Origin of the sequence: Nonomuraea sp. NPDC049486, from assembly GCF_040676925.1 — a bacterium.
GTDB classification, from domain to species: Bacteria; Actinomycetota; Actinomycetes; order Streptosporangiales; family Streptosporangiaceae; genus Nonomuraea; species Nonomuraea ferruginea.
This window is the reverse complement of record NZ_JBFAPV010000001.1, coordinates 552,249-568,720: the sequence shown is the minus strand read 5'-3', so window position 1 is coordinate 568,720 and position 16,472 is coordinate 552,249. Positions and strand designations below refer to the sequence as shown.

Below are 16,472 nucleotides of genomic sequence, written 5' to 3'. Positions count from 1 at the left end.
GCTCGATGTGCCACAGGACTTTCCGCCGGTCACGTCGTTCGAGGTGAGGGACGCGTTCCAGAAGCTGGTCGAGCGTGACCTGCTCGGGCCGTACGAAGGCGACTTCGAGGAGTTGCCGCGGGGGTCGCATGGGCCGCGCGACCGCTATCTGATCGGCATGCTGGGTCCGAAGCCGTCGCCGAAGCGGGTCGCCGAGGACGCCGGTGAGTTGCCGGAAACCGAGATCGGCGCGGAGGGCGACGGCGGCGAGAGCGAGCTGCCGCAGGTGCTCACCCCGCAGAACCTCGGCCGTCTGTGGGCGTCCTCGATGGGCATGTCGTTCGCCGTCCCGGCCGACCTCGACGAACTCGCGGTCACCGCCCGCTGGGGCGAGTACGCCAGGGTGGAGACCCAGGTGGAGGACGCCAAGGGGCGTCAGCAAACCACCCGGGTCTGGGCCCGGAAGCAGGTCGAGCACCCCAGGTCTGTCCGGCTCGACCAGCCGGCTCAGAAGATCCCTCTCACAATGGAACGTGCCGATGACCCCGGCGTCCTGCTGGCCGTGACCGTGCGGCCCCAGGGCGACGGCCGGCGGGTCGTCGAGCTGACCCTGATCAACCAGCAGGTCGAGCCGGACAGCATCCCGGACACCGCGTGGCTGTTCCAGGCCGAGCTCGTGGTGACGGCCCCGCCCGGCGGACCCGCGCAGGTCTTCCTCCCCATCGACGACCCGCTGGACGGCACCCGGGAGAGCGGCGAGGGTGACGGGGCCGACCTGGAGGACAAGCACCTGCGGCTGCTCTACCGCGACGAGCGCAGGTACGCGGTCGGCCGCAACGTGGCGGTGCACGCCGAGGTGGCTCCCGGCGAGCGCCGCGCCGGGAAGCTGCGCACCACCTGGCTGCCGTTCCACGACGTGCCGGCGACCGTCGCTCCGGTCGGGGCAGGTACGGCACTCGCCGGAGTGGAACTGTCCATGGACGCCCTGGCGCAGGCCTCGCCGGAGGCGCTCGCGACCGGGCTGGCGCCGCTGGCGGATGGCTACTCGGCCTGGCTGGACGACCAGGAGCGGGAGATACCCACGCTGCCCGAGCCGCTGCGCGAGGCGGCCGTCGTCGCGGTGGGGAAGGCGCGGAAAGCCGCCGAGCGCATCCGGGCCGGCATCAGCCTGATCACCGACAGCACGTCGGAACGGCACGGGCAGGCGCTCGCGGCGTTCAGGTTCGCCAACGAGGCCATGGCGCTGCAGCGGCGCCGTACGGCCGTGGGCAAGCTCCGGGACGAGCAAGGGCTCACCTTCGACCAGGCCATGGCGGAGGTGGAGGCGAAAGGAGCGGATGCGGCGACGTGGCGGCCGTTCCAGCTCGCGTTCATGCTGCTCAACCTGCCCTCGCTGACCGACCCCGCCCACCCGGAGCGGGCCGCCGACCACACGGCCATGGTCGACCTGCTCTTCTTTCCGACCGGTGGCGGCAAGACGGAGGCGTACCTCGGGCTCACCGCCTACACCTTCGCCATCCGGCGACTGCAGAAGGTCGTCGGCTCGGGAGAGGAGGCACGCAGCGGGCTGGACGGCGTGGCGGTGCTGATGCGCTACACGCTCCGGCTGCTCACCGCCCAGCAGTTCCAGCGGGCCGCCGCGCTGGTGTGCGCCTGCGAGGTGCTGCGCCGCGAGGCGCCGGAGACGTGGGGCGAGGAGCCGTTCCGCATCGGACTGTGGGTGGGCAACGCGGTCTCGCCGAACTGGTTCAGTGAGGCGAAAGACCAGATCCAGGAGGCCAAGGAGGCCCCCGACAGCCGCAAGACGAACGTCCTGCAGACGCTGTCCTGCCCCTGGTGCGGGGAGAAGCTCATCGCGGGCGTCCATCTGGATATCGACGAGGAACGCCGCCGCGTGCTGCTCTACTGCGGACGCGGCAGCGAGGGCGACGCCGAGCCGTGCCCGTTCTCGCGCCTCGGCGAGGACCGCATGCTGCGCGCGCTGCCCGCCGTGACCACTGACGACGAGGCGTACGCGCGGCGCGAAGGACTGCCGATCCTCACCGTGGACGAGGAGATCTACCGGCTGGTGCCGAGCCTCGTCATCGCTACCGTCGACAAGCTGGCCCAGCTCCCCTGGCGGGGCTTCGCCGGTCACCTGTTCGGCCGGGTGAGCCGGCGCTGCCCCCGGCACGGTTACCGGCACGACGACATGGACGACCTGATCGGCTGTGCCCGCAGGCACAACGCCAAGGGCCGTCTGCCGAAGGTGGAGAGCCGTCCCGTCGTCCGGCTCCGCCCGCCGGATCTGATCATCCAGGACGAGCTGCACCTCATCTCCGGCGCGCTCGGCACCGTGGTCGGCCTCTTCGAGGCGGCGGTGAACGAGCTGTGCACCTGGAACGTCGCCGGCCGGCCGACCGGCCCGAAGATCATCGCTTCCACCGCGACGACCAAGCGGGCGGACCGGCAGGTGCTCGGCATCTTCGGCCGGGAGCTCGCCGTGTTCCCGCCGCAGGTCATCGACGTGGCCGACACGTTCTTCTCCCGGCAGGTCCCCATCACCAAGGAGAACCCCGGACGGCGCTACCTCGGCGTGTGCGCGCACGGCGTGCGCCTGAAGTCCGCCGAGATCCGGCTCGCCGAGATCCTGCTGCTGGCCGGGAAGACGCTCTTTGACCAGTACGGCGACCCCGCCGATCCGTACATGACGCTCGTCGGCTACTTCAACGCGACGCGCGAACTCGCGGGCATGCGGCGCTACCTGGACGACGACGTCACCACCAGGATCAGGACGCACGGCAGGAGCAAGGGCCTGTCCGAGCGGCTGCTCAGCCGTACGGACCTGCTGAACATCGTCGAGCTCACCTCACGCATCTCCTCCGGCGACATCAGCGACGTGCTCAAGCAACTCGAGATCGGATTCGACCCGGAGCTGGACACCTCACGCCGCCTGCGGGAGTGCCGGGCGGAGATCGCCGAGGTGATGAAGGAGAGGGACGAGGCGAAGCGCCGCCGGGCGCACCCGCTCGCCGAGCGGTATCGCGCACTGCGCAGCCTGCGGCGTAACGCCCGCCCGCCGGTCGACGTCGTGCTCGCCACGTCGATGCTCCAGGTGGGCGTCGACGTGTCCAGGTTCGGGCTGATGGTGGTGACGGGCCAGCCGAAGAACACGGCCGAGTACATCCAGGCGTCCTCCCGGGTCGGCCGCGATGCGTCGCGCCCCGGTCTCGTCGTCACGCTCTACAACTGGTCCCGGCCACGTGACCTCGCCCATTACGAGGACTTCGAGCACTACCACGCCACCTTCTACCGGCAGGTGGAGGCGCTGTCGGTCACCCCGTACACCGCCCGCGCCCTGGACCGGGGCACGACCGCCGCGTTCGTCGCCGCCGTACGGAACCTGGTGGAGACGCACTCGCGCAACCGCGACGCGGAGGATGTGGCACTCGACGGCGACACCGTCGGCGGGATCATCGACCGTTTCCTGCGACGGGCGGAGGTGGCCGGCGGTCCGCGCGGCAGGCAGGCGCTCGACGAGCGGCTCAAGATGCTGATCGACAAGTGGCACGACGCCAAGGAGAGCCCGGCGCGGCTCGGCTACGAGCGGAAGAAGGGCAACGCCAAGGAGATCGTGGACGGCCTCATCCACCGGGCGGGCAACGGCCCGTGGGACGCCCTGACGGTCGGCAACTCGATGCGGGAGACGGAGAACGAGGTGAACCTGCTGCTGCCAGGCGGTGGGGAGATCTTCCTTGGGCCTGTGAACGCGCCGGAGTGGGGTTTCCCAGCCGGACCGGCTGAAACCGACGAGCCGGTGGGCGACGAGATGGGCGTGTCCATCCTGGACGGAAAGGGCAAGTGATGGCGGAGTTCTCCCTCTACCGCCGCCGGGTCGGGGCTGTCCGGCCCAGCCACCTGATGTTCACCTCCGGCGTCGGCTCCCTCGTCGACCTGCCCAACTTCTCCGTGCTGGTAAAGGGCCTCGACGACTGGCAGTACAAGGCGTCCGAAGATCCCGAGCGGAACTCCGCGCTCATCACCGAGCCGCGGTTGCTGGCGGCCGTGCAGAAACTGTTGAGCAAGACGGTCCGTGAGCTGCGACCCGCGCCGTGGTTGCCCGGCACCGACACCAATCCGAACGGCGAGGCGGCGAGGACCGGTGTGCCCGTCGTCCCCTTCCCGGGCTGGATGCGGTGCACCGCCTGCAACCTGCTGGCCCGCATCGACTCCAAGGCGTTCGAGTTCGAGAACGACAAGCCGAACAAGCCGCACGAGGCGCGGTTCTTCCACCAGTGCGGCAAGGGAAACCGGAAACGCCTCGTGGTCGGTGCCCGTTTCGTCCTCGCTTGCACGGACGGACACCTGGACGACTTCCCGTACCTGGAGTTCGTGCACCAAGGCGCGCCCTGCTCCGTCGCGGCCAAGCCGAACCTGCTCATGGAGGACCGGGGCGGCAACATCGGCGCCAACGTGCGCATCGTCTGCCAGCGCTGCAGGGCCGAGCGCAACATCAGGGAGGCGATGGGCAGGCGCGGCCGGGAGCGGCTGCCCGGCTGCCGGGGACGCCATCCGCACCTCGGCACGTTCACCGGCTGTCCGGAGCAGCCGCATGTGCTCGTGGTGGGCGCGTCCAACCAGTGGTTCGCGCAGACTCTCTCGGCTCTCGCCGTCCCGAAGGTCGGGGGGAGCGAACTCGATGCCCAGGTGGCGAAGTTCTGGGCCAACCTCCAGCATGTCAAGGGGCCCGACATGCTGCCGTTCATGCGCTCGATGCCGCCGCTGTCCTTCGAGTTTGAGAAGTGGGGCGACGAGGAGCTGTGGGCGGCCATCGAGCGGTACCGCATGGAGGAGGCCACCGGGCAGGATCATGAGGTCGACGAGTACCCCGACCTGCTCACACCCGAGTGGGAGATTTTCTCCAGCGCGCACCTGCCCCCGCCGAGCGACGACTTCACCGCCCATCGCGACCCGGACGAGCCGGTGCCGCCGCTGCTCAAGGGCTTCTACTCGGACGTCCTCCAGGTCGAGCGGCTGCGGGAAGTGCGTGCGGTGATCGGCTTCACCCGGCTCGACGCCCCCGACCCGGAGGACCCGACGCTCGTGAAGCGGGTGCCGCTCGCCCGATCGAAGCCGACCTGGGTGCCGGCGAGCGAGGTGCGAGGCGAAGGCATCTTCCTGCGCCTGCCCGACGACCTCCTCGCCCGCTGGGAGGAACAGGTAGAGCGTTCGGAGGCCCTGCTGCTGCACAAGGAGGCGTACGGCCGGTTCCGCGAATACCGCCACTCGGCTCGCACCGGCCAGCCCTTCAACGAGGAGACTCGCTACAACAACTGGCCGCTACCTCGTTACTACGCACTGCACACGCTGTCACACCTGTTGATCCGTACGATCGCGCTCGAATGCGGTTACAACTCGGCCAGCCTGGCCGAGCGGATCTACGCGGGCACGGAGGACGACCCGCGCAGCGGGATCCTGATCTACACGGCCGTGCCGGACGCCGAGGGCACCCTGGGCGGCCTGGTGTCTCTCGCCGAACCCGACGAACTGGTGCGGCTGACCCGCCGCGCGCTCGCCGAGGCCAGGAGCTGCTCCTCCGATCCCCTGTGTGCCGAACGGCTGCCCCGCAAGCCGGAGGACTTCCTGCACGGCGCGGCCTGCCACGTGTGCCTGTTCGTCTCGGAGACCACCTGCGAGCGTGGCAACCGATTCCTGGATCGCAGATTCGTCGTGCCGATCGACGATCCGGCCCTGGCCCTCTATCGCGACCTGCCGTGAGCAGCGTCCACTCCCGCTTCGAGGCGGTCGCAGCGGACGCGGTGGAGCGCCTCGGCCCGGTGCACCTGCGGACGCTGGCCGACCGGATCGCCGAAGGCGGCCCGGCGTCCGGGATCGCCAACGCGGTGCCGCTGCCGGACTTCCCCGATGTCGCGCGACGCGTCCTGTCCGCGCAACTGGCCCTCGGCATGCCGAACGGCGAGACGGCGATCTACCTCCATGGGGTGGCTTCCGGCTACGAGCGGCATCGGGCCACTACCACGGTCGAGTCGGTGTGGACCGGGCCGGCCACGCATGCCGTACCCGTCCGATCCACCGCGCAGGTGCTCGTCGACGTGGCGGGCGAGGCATCGCACGAGCTGGTCCTCATGACCTACTCGGCCACGGCGTACCAGCCGCTGCTCGACGCGCTGGCCCGAGCGCTCGAACGTGGAGTGTCGGTGATGGTGGTCGTCGAGACCCTGCAAGGTGCGGGGTCGGCTCTGAACGGTGCCGAGCCTGCGCACGCGTTCACCGGATTGCCAGGTCTGGAGTTATGGCACTGGCCGGCGGACGAGCGCGCGGAGCAGGGCGCGAAGATGCACGCGAAGCTTGCGGTCGCCGACCAGCGGGTGCTGCTGGTTTCCAGCGCCAACCTGACCCAGTCGGGTGTCTCCAGGAACATCGAGGCCGGGCTGCTGGTCCGGGGCGGCCCGGCGCCACAGCGGGCGGCAGAGCATGTCGCCCGGCTGCGCGCCCGCGGCGTGCTGCGACGCCTGAGTTGAGCGACGGCGGCAGCGATGAATGACCTTGATACTTCTGCGGAGAGCGAGGGGCTGTGGCAAGAGGCAGGATCGTCGCCGGTCGTTACGAGCTCGACCCGCTCTCCTGCAGGAAGGGCGGGATGGGGGAAGTCTGGTTCGGATACGACAAACGGCTGGACCGGCCCGTGGCGATCAAATTCATCCGGGTGGACCGGCTGTCAGGCGGCGCCCCCGACTCCGAGCTGACCAAACGCTTCGTCCGCGAGTCCCGGACGACCGCCCGCCTGGAACACCCGGGAGTGCCCGCGGTCTACGACTGCGGCACCGAGGGAGACAACCTGTATTTGGTCATGCAGCTCGTCAAGGGTTCCCCAGTGAGCTACCTGCTCGACGAGGTCGAGCAGGTGCCGATCGGCTGGGCTGCGGCGATCGCCGCCCAAGTGTGCTCGGTCCTGGCTGTCGCCCATGCGGAGTCTCTAGTGCACCGCGATCTCAAACCCGCCAACCTCATGCTCTGCCAGGACGGCACCGTCAAAGTGCTCGACTTCGGGGTCGCCGCCGCGCTCTCCCCCACCGCTACACGACTCACCGCGACCGGCATCGTGGTCGGCACAGCCGAATACATGGCTCCCGAACAGGCGATGAGCGGCACCGCGAGCCCGCAGACCGACCTTTACTCCCTCGGCGTCATCCTGCGCGAGTTGCTCACCGGGACGAACCAGTTCGCCGGTGAGACACCGCTGGCCTCCATGCGCAGACACGTGGATGACGCACCACGGCCGCTGAGGGCGCTGCGGGCAGACGTCCCCGAAGAGCTCGAAAGGCTCGTCCTCTGGCTGCTGGCGAAGAACCCTTCCCAGCGGCCGCCCAATGCCGTCGTGGCCTACGAGCGGTTGCTTCCGTTCTGCCGTGACCTGCCTCCCCTGCCTGGTTTCGTGGAAGGCGATGCCTCACACCCCGTGCTCATGTACGCGGCCGTCGTCGGACGCATCGCGACGTCACGCGAGAAGACACCGCTGGAGGAAGTTACGCAACTAACAGCGACGGCGCCGGCGTCGTCATCCGTGCCCCAGCGTCGGCCACAGGAAAAAATGGCCCGAGCCCGGAAGGACATCGGCGCTCTCAAGGCTGAATCCCGCTTCAAACAGGCCGCAGAGGTCCTGTCGGATGCGGTGGAAGCTGCCGTGCACTCCCTGGGACCAGAACATGAGGAAGCGCTCCAATTGCGCGTCGAGCTGGCCGACGTGCTGTTTCTCGGTGGCGATTACCGGCGCGCCGCATCCGAATTCGAGCGGCTGGTAGCAGATCTGATGCAGCGTAAGGGACCAGATGACGACCACGTCCTGCGGTTGCGCTTGATGGAAGCCAACTGTCATGCCGCGCTGGGCGACACCGCTCTCGCGCTCACCCAGCTCCGCCTGCTGCTTGAGGACGAGGAGCGGTTCGGCGTCGACGAGGAGCACCTCCTGGAACTGCGGCGCCGCATCGGGCTGCTGGAACTGGGCTCCGGCGATCGGACGCGGGCGAGCCGGACCCTCCGCGACCTGCTGCCCGATCTGGAGCGCCGCTATGGCTCCCGGCATCCGAACGTCGGCAAGGTCCGGGAAATTCTCGGAGAATTGTCCGATCCGAAGTAAGGCCTGGGGCTCCAAGCTTGTGGACCGCGGCCTGGTGCTGCCCTTCGAGACCCGGCTGGGCCGCAGGTACCGGCTGCTTACCCCGATCAGGGCCAGTACGCGACCCGCTCTCACATGAAGTTGCGGGTGTGCAGGGCGGCCAGGTCGGCGGCCTCGTCAGCCGGGAAACCGAGACGGACCAGCCGGTTCCTGCGCCCTTCGAGCATCTCCGTCTGGAGCAGCTGGACCGCCGCGTGCCCCCGGGCGATCGCGGCGGGACTCCACTCACCGGCCGCCAGCACGGTCAGGGCGTCGAGCACGTCCGCGTTGATGCCGGTGGTGTCGGCCAGCGCGTCGTGCCGCCGCTCGATCGCTCCTCTGAGCGTGCCCCGGAAGGCGGGATCGGCGCGGGCCTGCTCCTCCAGGTGAGCGATGCCGAAGGCCACGTGACGGGCCTCGTCCTGGTGGGCCAGGGCCACGATCCGCCGCGTGACCGGGTCGGGCGCGTACCGGTCCAGGAAGGACAGCAGGTTGAGGAAGCTGCCCTCGCCGAGCACCGACAGCAGGAACGAGGCGAGGGAGAAGTCGGGCTCGGCCAGCAGCGTCATCAGGGAGGCGCGCCCGCCGGCGGAGGAGGTCCCGAGTTCTTCGCCCTTCAGCGTCGCCCGGCGGGTGAACACCTCGACGTGCCGGGCCTCGTCCGCCGCCTGCACGGCCAGCAACTGCATCACCTCCCGGAAGTGCGGGTGCACCCGGGCCAGCAGCCGTGCGGGGATGACCAGGGCGGCCTGTTCGTTCTCCACCAGGTAGGTCATCACCTGGACGACCGCCGCCTCGATCTCGGCGGGCAGCTCGAACGGGGTGTCCCAGGCGACCGCCACCACCGGATCCCACTGCCGGGCCACCGCCTGCAGATACAGTTTCGGCGCCAGCTCGGACCACACGGTCTCCTTGCGGTCGAAGTCGAAGCGGACCGCCGGGCCGCCCGACTCCACCAGGGCCCCACGGGCCGCCAGCCCCCAGTGCGAGGGGGGCCGGGCGACCAGGCCGGCGGGTGACGATCCACCGGCCCGTTCCGCGCCGGCCCACCGGTCGTGCCCCGCCCGGCCGCGGACGACCCACGCGCGCACCCGGCCGTCGCGCTCGTCCCCCGGGAGCAGTTCGTGGCCCTCCCGGCGGCACCACGCGGCCAGGTGCACGACGAGCGCCTCGTCCGTACCGGCGACCGCGAGCCGGCCGCCGACGGGCAGCAGCGCCAGCTCCCGGCGCAGCAGGAGGTGCGCCCCCCGGTCGAACCCCACGTCCCGCAGGTCGAGGGCCCGTACCGTCACGGCCGGTAACCCTCGGCGGTGATCCGGCCGGCCAGGTCGTAGAAGCCGCCGGCGTCCACCGCGGCCTCCAGCTCGCCGTATCCGCTCGTACGGCCCGCCACCCAGGCGGTGAGACCCTCCAGGTCGAGGAGCGGGCGCACCTCCGGGTCGGCGTAGGACATGCCGGTGAGCAGTTCGCCGAACAGCCGGACGGGCTCCTCCGGCGCGGAGTCGACGACGGTCATGTTGCAGTGGTCGTAGGCCGCCGTACCGACGAGGATCCGGGTGGCGCCGGGAGGGAGCGTGCCCTCTCGGCTGAAGAGCAGGTGGCTGGCGTCGACCATGCAGGCCGCGGCCACCTCGCCCGACAGCAGCGCCCGGGCGGCGTCACGCTCGCCGCCGATGAGGTCGCCGTGCAGGCCCACCCCCACCTCGAAGCGACGTACCTCGAACCGCGCCCCCGCGACGCGCAGGTGATGCAGCGGCAGAAGGGTGGCCTGCGGCGAATCCACGGCTCCGGTGCCCACGACCTGCCCCTTGAGGTCGTCCAGGGAGGTGATGCCGGAGTCGGCGCGTACGACCACGACGGAGCGCAGATCGCGGTCGGTGTCGCGCATCACCAGGGGACGCACCGAGCGGCCGGCGGCGGCGGCCAGCCGCCGGGCGCGGACCCAGGCCAGCGGCGAGTTCCAGGCGGCGTGGACGCGTCCCGCGACGAGATCCTCGACCTGACGCTCGTAGTTGGAGTAGAGCACGAAGTCGAACGGCAGCCCGTTGCGCAGGAGCCAGGAGCGGAACCCGGTCCAGATCGGCACCACCTTCGCGTCGTAGGCCACCGCTCCCATGACGAGCGTCACGACGCGCCCCCGTCGAGCAGCGGCAGGCCGAAGGAGACGCGGCCCACGAAGTCGTGCAGCGCCTCCGTGGTGGGAGCCATGACCCGGGCGGCGAGGGCGTCGCGGAAGTGCCGCTCGATGCCGAGGTCCCGCCGCAGCGCCGACCCGCCGCAGAGCCGCATGACCTCGTCGCCGATCTCGACCGACGCCTCCGCCGCGACGGCCTTGACCTGCAGGACCCGCAGCATGGCGTCCTCACGCCCGGATTCGAGCGCGGCGAGGGTGTCGTTCAGGAACGCCCGGGTCTGGTCGGCCCTGGTGCGGACGCGGGCGTAGGAGGACCTCGCCGGGAGCTGGTCCGCCAGCCGCTGCCCCAGGTGGGCCAGGTTGGTCGTGGCCAGGTACTCGTGGGCCTTGGCCGCCAGCGCCTCGATGACGCCCAGGGAGAAGGCGGCGTTGAGCACCAGGAAGGTGGGCAGCACGGTGGCGAGCGCGATGTCGAGCCCGTCCCCGTCCGCGCCCAGCATGGCGGCGGCGGGGACGCGCACCCCCTCGGCCGCCATCGGGCTGGAGGCGTTGGCGCGCAGGCCGAGACCGTCGTAGGAGCCGCTGACCGTCAGCCCGGCCGCGTCGCGGGGCACCAGCCACAGCGTCATGGGGCCGTCACCGGACAGGGGCCGGCTCGACCAGACGTAGCCGTCCGCCTCGCCCGCCGCGGTGACGAAGCTCTTGCGCGCGTCGAGCCGGATCTCGTCCCCGTCGGCCTCGGCGGTGCTCAGCGGCGCCCAGAAGTGGCTGCGCGAACCGGCCTCGGAGAACGCCAGCATGGCCAGGTAGCGGCCCTCCGCGATGGCCCGGCGCACCTCGGCCGGGCCGTGCGCCTCGATCGCCGCGGTGGCCGAGTAGTGCATGAGAGTGATCATCGCGGTGGATCCGCAGGCGGAGGCGAGCTCGGTGATGACCTCGGCGGCGGCCCTCAGCCCCTCTCCGCCACCGCCCACCTCCGCACTGCTGGTCAGGCCGAGCAGCCCGGCCTTGGCCAGGGCCTCGACGGCGGCGCGGGGGAACTCCCCGGTCCGGTCGGCCTGGGCCGCGGAGGGAGCGACCACGTCCGCGATCACTCCGGAGACAACGGTGTGCATACGGTCCCTTTCACTGATTTTCGGTGTGTTCCGCCAGGCAGCAGCGGGTCAGCTGTTCACGTGCCCTCAGCGTGCGGTGCGCCCGCTGGACCTGTCGGGCCTGTACGAGGGCGCCGCCGGGGCCCGCTCGGCGTGCCGGACGCTGTCGATTCGCTTCCATCGGCCTTCCCGGATCTTGTCCGGGTTCGACCATGACTTACGACCAGCGCAAAGTTACGGCTTGGCCGATTCGCAGGCGCTCAGGCACGCCGACCATCCCTCTGCGAACGCGCACGGCTCATGCGGGCGCGCCATGGTTGGTGAGCCGGCCGTTAGAGTTCATGGATGCTGCTGACAATCCTTGGCGGATGCGGCGCGTGGCCGGGGGCGGGCCAGGCCTGCAGCGGTTACCTCGTGGAGCACGACGGGTTCAGGCTGCTCGTCGACCCTGGATATGCGACGGTGCCGCGGCTGCTGGAACGGATCACCGCCGATCAGGTCGACGCGGTGTTCATCAGTCACGGACATCCCGATCACTGTGCCGACCTGAACCCGCTGTTGCGTGCGCGTGCGTTACGTGATGACCCAGCGGTCCCGTTGCCGGTGTACTCGCTGCCCAGCGCCCTGGATGCGGTACTCGCGCTGGACCGCCCCGGGATGCTGACCGACGCTTATGTCCTGCACGAGTTCAACGCCGGCGACCGGCTCGCCATCGGCCCGTTCCGCGCGCAGACCCGTCTACTGCCGCACTCGGTGCCCAATGCGGGCATACGGCTGACAGCGGGCGAGCGAGTGCTCACGTACACCGGGGACACCGGCCCGAGTTCTGATGTGGTGGACCTGGCGCGCGGCGCTGACCTGCTCCTGGCCGAGGCCACCTTCGTGGACCGGGTCCCGCAGGATTCTCGGCGCCACCTGTCGAGCGCCCGCCAGGCAGGTCGGCAAGCCAAGGAAGCCGATGCCCGGCACCTGTTACTGACTCACCTGCAGCCAGGCACAGACGCCACAGCCGCGCGAGCCGCTGCTGGGGCCGAATACGACGGTGAGATCGGCATCGCCACCTCCGGTCTCACCATCGATCTTTCTTGAGGCTTCGACAGCAGTGACGCCGATTTGCCGCCCAGGCCATCCAGGTCAAACGCCGCCGCACCGACCTCAAGAAGCGTTCTCATGTGGTGACCTGGCGTGCATGGAGACGTTCGCACCGGTGACTGCCATGAGGTGATGGAAATCGCGGCTGGCGGTTCAGCCCAGGGAGTCGAACTCGCCGGCTCTGACGCCGCCGAGGAACGCCTTCCACTCGGCGGGGGTGAAGGTCAGCTTGGGGCCGTCCGGGTTCTTACTGTCGCTCGTGTTCGAGAGCTCACCCTTCTGGACAATGATGTCCGGAATCTATCCTGTCGCGTACGTGCTGCCCCGACGACCTCCGATTCGAACTCCCTGAGGTGGCAGAACGCGGACAGGCCAGGGGCGTCGAAGGTAGCGTGGGCACGTCGTGGTCCTCCGTCGGACGGTGAGCGTAGGAACTCCGGTCCTGGAAGACCTCGACACCACCCCCGCGATCGCCCCACGCATCCCGACTCCACCCTCAACTGCGAAAAGCCCCTTTCCCTGCCCATCTTTCAGGAGCCGGTGATGGATAACGGTATTCAACTGATCAGTGACGGCGACGGCCTGGCGATCATCGGGAATCCGACCGCTGTCGAACGCTTCCTGAACTCCGAGGGACTGCCGTCGAAAGACCTCGGAGTGCAACGGCTCGGATCTGTTCTCAGTAGCGGAGCCGGAGCCGTGCGGGCAGGTTCTGAGATTGCCGCCAACTCAGGTCGCTGGGTGAAGCTGACCAAGGAGTCCGCGCAGCTTGTCAAGAAATTCGGGCTGATGGAAAGCAAGACCCCAGGCGTCAGCCACGCAATGGTGGGGCAGCCAGGCTCGATCAAATCATGGCTCCAGATCACGAAGGGGCCCGGATCTGTGATGCCCAACCCAACGCTTCTGGCTGGTGCTGCAGTGATCATGGCACAGGTTGCGATGCAGGTGACCATGAACGAGATCACCGACTATCTCGTCACCATCGAAGAGAAGGTCGACGATGTGCTGCGCGCCCAGAAGGACGCCGTGTTGGCCCGCATGATCGGAGTGGGCTTCGTCATCGAGGAGGCCATGACCATCCGGGAGACGAGGGGCCGGGTCGACGAAATCACGTGGTCGAAGGTACAGACCGCGCCGGCGACGATCGCAGAAACCCAGGCGTATGCATTGCGTCAACTCGACGCGCTCGCGGAAAAGCTGGAGGGCGAGACCAAGATCGTTGATCTCGCCAAGGCAGCCAAGGAAGCAGAGTCCAAGGGACAGGAGTGGCTCGCTGTGCTGGCTCGCTGCTTCCAGTTGCAGGACGCGATCGCTGTGCTCGAACTCGACCGGGTGCTGGACGCGTCTCCGGGGGAACTGGACGGGCATCGTCTCGGATTGAGGGCTGCCCGGAAGGACCGGCTGGAACTCATCTCACGGAGCACCGAACGCCTGATGGCCCGCATGGATGCGGCTGCCGGCACGGCCAACGCCAAGGTGCTGATGCATCCGGCCAAGGCCCCGGCTGTAGTGCAGTCGAGCAACCATGTCTCGCGCGCCGTCATCGACTTCCACGGGCGGCTCGGGATCGAGCGCGTTCGGAAGTCATCGGAGGCGAGACGATGGGCGGACGCGGCCAAGGAGGTGAAGGACAAGGCGCTCGAGACAGGAGCAGACGGCGTCGATGCCGCCAGGCGCCTCGGCAACGAGACCCTTGACCGGGCCAGATCGGTGACGGGCAAGCTCTCCAGCGGGATCGCCGAGCGCGCGCTCCGTCAGCGCGGTGACGACAAGGAAGCCTGAGTGGGCGCCTATCGTCAACCGCCTGGGCTCTCCATGGCACTGGACCAGTGAGTCTAGCGAAACGCGCTGAACCAGCGCCCGAACGGAGATGCGTCCTACGTCCGGCCGGTCAGTCCCTTCACCGGCCAACGAATCGGACTATCGATGCGATCAGGGACGCGGACAGGGCGGCGGAAACCGTACGGAAAGATCGTCGGCCTTCACCGCAAAGGGTTCACATCGAACTCACCGGTCTTGACGCAACGGCGCCCATCAGGCCCGTGAGGCAGCACGCGGCGGTCATGAACGGTCTCCGAGACCGTCGTCCACCGCGACGTCCTCCGGCTTGAGGGCCAGCCCCGAGGCTGCCGCCTGCAGGTCGAGCAGGATGGCGAAGTCCTCGGCCACCCGGCCCGTGCCGACGCTGGCCTGGACGAGCTGGGCGGTGAGGGCGGTGACCGGCATCGGCACGTCCAGGGCGCGGGCGGCGGCCAGGCCCAGGTCGAAGTCCTTGCGCAGCAGGGGTGGCGTGAACGTCGGCGTGTAGTCGAGGTGCACGAACGCCGGGGACTTGTAGCGGGTGAACGCCGAGCCCATGACGCTGTCGTTGAGGAAGGCGAGGAAGGCGTGCCGCGGGACGCCGCCCTTCTCCGCCAGTACGGTGATCTCCGCCAGCGCCTGGGTCACCACGCCCAGCATCAGGTTGTGCGCGATCTTCACCAGCCGGGCGGTGTCGCCCTCCCCCACGTAGGTGACGGACCTGCCGAGCGACTGCAGCAGGTGGGCGACCTGGTCATAGGTCTCCCGGGGACCGGACACCACCAGGCTGAGCGCGCCGGCCCGCGCCACCTTGGGGTTGCCGCTGACCGGCGCGGCCAGGTAGGCGACGCCCTTCGCCGCACAGGCCCGGCGCACCTCGGCCGACGACTCCACGGACACGGTCGAGGAGTCGACCACTACTCCCGGCGCCGCGTCGCCCGTGAGCAGCCCGTCGTCGCCGAACAGCACCTGTTCGAGGACGGACGACGTGGAGACCGTGGTGAACACCACGTCCCGGTCGCGCAACGCGGCGAGCGACTCCGCGACCGACGCGCCGTGCTCCTTGAGCGGCTCAGCCTTGGCGATGGTGCGGTTCCAGGCGGTCACGTCCACACCGGCGTCGGCGAGCCGCGCGGCCATGGCGACTCCCATGCGACCGGTCCCGATCCAGCCGACCCGCGGCCTGGACCGGTTCGTCGTCGAGTCGGTCATCGAAACTCCTTGAGCGACTGTGGGTCCGGCCGTCCGCCGAGGCGATCGCGCGGACTTCCTCGGCATCCGCGCTCACCTGGAACTTCTCCCAGGTCAGCGCAGGTAAACCGTCTCGACAGCCGCCCCGAAGCGGACTCGTCAGCACGGCCGTTACCGTAGGTCGTACTGCCGCGTGAGGGCCAGCGCCTGCTTCTCGTCCACTTGGCGTGGTAGACCGGCCATCTTCTCGCGTATGTCCTCCAGAATGTCGGCACCGGCGCGGGCCACGCGGGAGCGGTGGAGTTCTAGCTGGGCGTCGAAGAGCTTGGCTGTCGGGCCCACCCAGATTCGGCCGGAGTGGAACTCCTTGTAGGACTGCTCGATCGCCCGGGTGGCGTTCTCGATGAGCGGGGTGATCTTCTGCTCTGCTTCGCGTAATGCTTCGTAGAGCGGGTTGGGCACCATGTCCGTCATCAGGTCAGCCATTCTCGTCGGTGCCGGCGGCCGGGATGAGTTTGGGGGCGATGAGCTTCATGAGGGCCACGACGTCGGCGGCGTTGTCGCGGCCCTCGACGCCCTTCACGAGTTCGATCGACAAACGCGCCTTGCCTTTCACCAGCATCGCGCCCGCCCGGGTTTCCTCATTCGGGTCCACTGTGTAGAAGCCGAAGCCGTCGGGGACGATTTCCGGTAGTTGCTCGGAGACTCCGTCGCGCAACTGATTCTCTATCTGGCCACGACTTCCGCCGGTGTCAAGCATGATGCGGAGTACTGCCCGACGCTCGCCGGTCGGCTCGAAGGCAGAGCAAGCGCCCACGACGGGGCGGTCCTCACTCGGGAGAGGGAGAGAACCGGTAACGAGTGGATCGACGACTCCGGTCACCCGCTCGACCGCCACTTTGGGAACATGATCGCATATGTAGGGTGGGGCATAAACCGTGGGCAGCGGGGTGGCGTCGACCTTGCTGGTTCCGCCCATGCAGGCGGAAGCACTGATGAGGGCGCATCCCAGGATGGCCATCCGACT

Annotated in this window: 12 protein-coding genes and 1 pseudogene; 6 read left to right on the top strand and 7 right to left on the bottom strand. The window is 69.3% G+C overall.

Translation table 11 applies throughout. The annotated features are described in order from the left end of the window. Nucleotides 1-43 precede the first annotated feature (43 nt). The 4 genes from drmA (at nt 44) to AB0K05_RS02650 (ending at nt 8,116) form a co-directional block, all read left to right on the top strand. Nucleotides 44-3,823 carry a DISARM system helicase DrmA gene (gene drmA / locus AB0K05_RS02665; protein ID WP_364225988.1) on the top strand — a complete coding sequence of 1,260 codons (3,780 nt, stop codon included), beginning with the start codon at nt 44-46 and terminating at the stop codon, nt 3,821-3,823. Beyond that, on the top strand, nt 3,823-5,736 hold the full coding sequence (locus tag AB0K05_RS02660; RefSeq protein WP_364225985.1) for a DUF1998 domain-containing protein: 1,914 nt from the start codon (nt 3,823-3,825) through the stop codon (nt 5,734-5,736). The genes drmA and AB0K05_RS02660 overlap by 1 nt, the downstream gene beginning before the upstream one ends. Next, the gene (gene drmC / locus AB0K05_RS02655; protein WP_364225982.1) at nt 5,733-6,500 is read left to right on the top strand and encodes a DISARM system phospholipase D-like protein DrmC; all 768 of its coding nucleotides are present in this window, start codon (nt 5,733-5,735) and stop codon (nt 6,498-6,500) included. Before AB0K05_RS02660 ends, drmC begins: the two co-directional genes overlap by 4 nt. Nucleotides 6,501-6,619: 119 nt before the next feature. Next, nucleotides 6,620-8,116: a protein kinase gene (locus AB0K05_RS02650; protein WP_364225979.1), complete on the top strand. Its 1,497-nt coding sequence runs from the start codon at nt 6,620-6,622 to the stop codon at nt 8,114-8,116. Between the two features lie 110 nt (nt 8,117-8,226). On the opposite strand, the gene AB0K05_RS02645 is transcribed toward AB0K05_RS02650, so the two are convergent. Genes AB0K05_RS02645 through AB0K05_RS02635 form a run of 3 tightly spaced genes read right to left on the bottom strand, consistent with a single transcriptional unit; the run spans nt 8,227 to nt 11,383 of the window. After that, nucleotides 8,227-9,426, bottom strand: a complete 1,200-nt coding sequence (locus tag AB0K05_RS02645) for a ferritin-like domain-containing protein (protein WP_364225976.1) — start codon at nt 9,424-9,426, stop codon at nt 8,227-8,229. Next, nucleotides 9,423-10,262, bottom strand: coding sequence for a PhnD/SsuA/transferrin family substrate-binding protein (locus tag AB0K05_RS02640; RefSeq protein ID WP_364225973.1), 840 nt, complete (start codon nt 10,260-10,262; stop codon nt 9,423-9,425). Before AB0K05_RS02640 ends, AB0K05_RS02645 begins: the two co-directional genes overlap by 4 nt. Beyond that, nucleotides 10,259-11,383 (bottom strand): acyl-CoA dehydrogenase family protein, encoded by a 1,125-nt coding sequence (locus AB0K05_RS02635; RefSeq protein ID WP_364225970.1) that lies wholly within the window; start codon nt 11,381-11,383, stop codon nt 10,259-10,261. The genes AB0K05_RS02640 and AB0K05_RS02635 overlap by 4 nt, the downstream gene beginning before the upstream one ends. Before the next feature lie 324 nt (nt 11,384-11,707). On the opposite strand from AB0K05_RS02635, the gene AB0K05_RS02630 reads away from it, so the two are divergent. Next, on the top strand, nt 11,708-12,451 hold the full coding sequence (locus AB0K05_RS02630; RefSeq protein ID WP_364225967.1) for an MBL fold metallo-hydrolase: 744 nt from the start codon (nt 11,708-11,710) through the stop codon (nt 12,449-12,451). Between the two features lie 156 nt (nt 12,452-12,607). Here AB0K05_RS02630 and AB0K05_RS02625 read toward each other — a convergent pair. Further along, nucleotides 12,608-12,709 (bottom strand): annotated as a pseudogene (locus AB0K05_RS02625) (DUF397 domain-containing protein); the annotation flags it as partial. Between the two features lie 288 nt (nt 12,710-12,997). Here AB0K05_RS02625 and AB0K05_RS02620 point away from each other — a divergent pair. Further along, complete coding sequence (locus AB0K05_RS02620) at nt 12,998-14,236, top strand: hypothetical protein (protein ID WP_364225963.1); 1,239 nt, start codon at nt 12,998-13,000, stop codon at nt 14,234-14,236. Nucleotides 14,237-14,515: 279 nt separating this feature from the next. Here the strand turns inward: AB0K05_RS02620 and AB0K05_RS02615 are convergent, their stop codons facing one another. The 3 genes from AB0K05_RS02615 to AB0K05_RS02605 form a co-directional block, all read right to left on the bottom strand. Continuing rightward, nucleotides 14,516-15,466, bottom strand: a complete 951-nt coding sequence (locus AB0K05_RS02615; protein WP_364225960.1) for an NAD(P)-dependent oxidoreductase — start codon at nt 15,464-15,466, stop codon at nt 14,516-14,518. Nucleotides 15,467-15,616: 150 nt separating this feature from the next. Beyond that, on the bottom strand, nt 15,617-15,919 hold the full coding sequence (locus tag AB0K05_RS02610) for a hypothetical protein (RefSeq protein WP_364225957.1): 303 nt from the start codon (nt 15,917-15,919) through the stop codon (nt 15,617-15,619). Between the two features lie 4 nt (nt 15,920-15,923). Continuing rightward, complete coding sequence (locus AB0K05_RS02605) at nt 15,924-16,466, bottom strand: hypothetical protein (RefSeq protein WP_364225954.1); 543 nt, start codon at nt 16,464-16,466, stop codon at nt 15,924-15,926. Between the last annotated feature and the right edge of the window lie 6 nt (nt 16,467-16,472).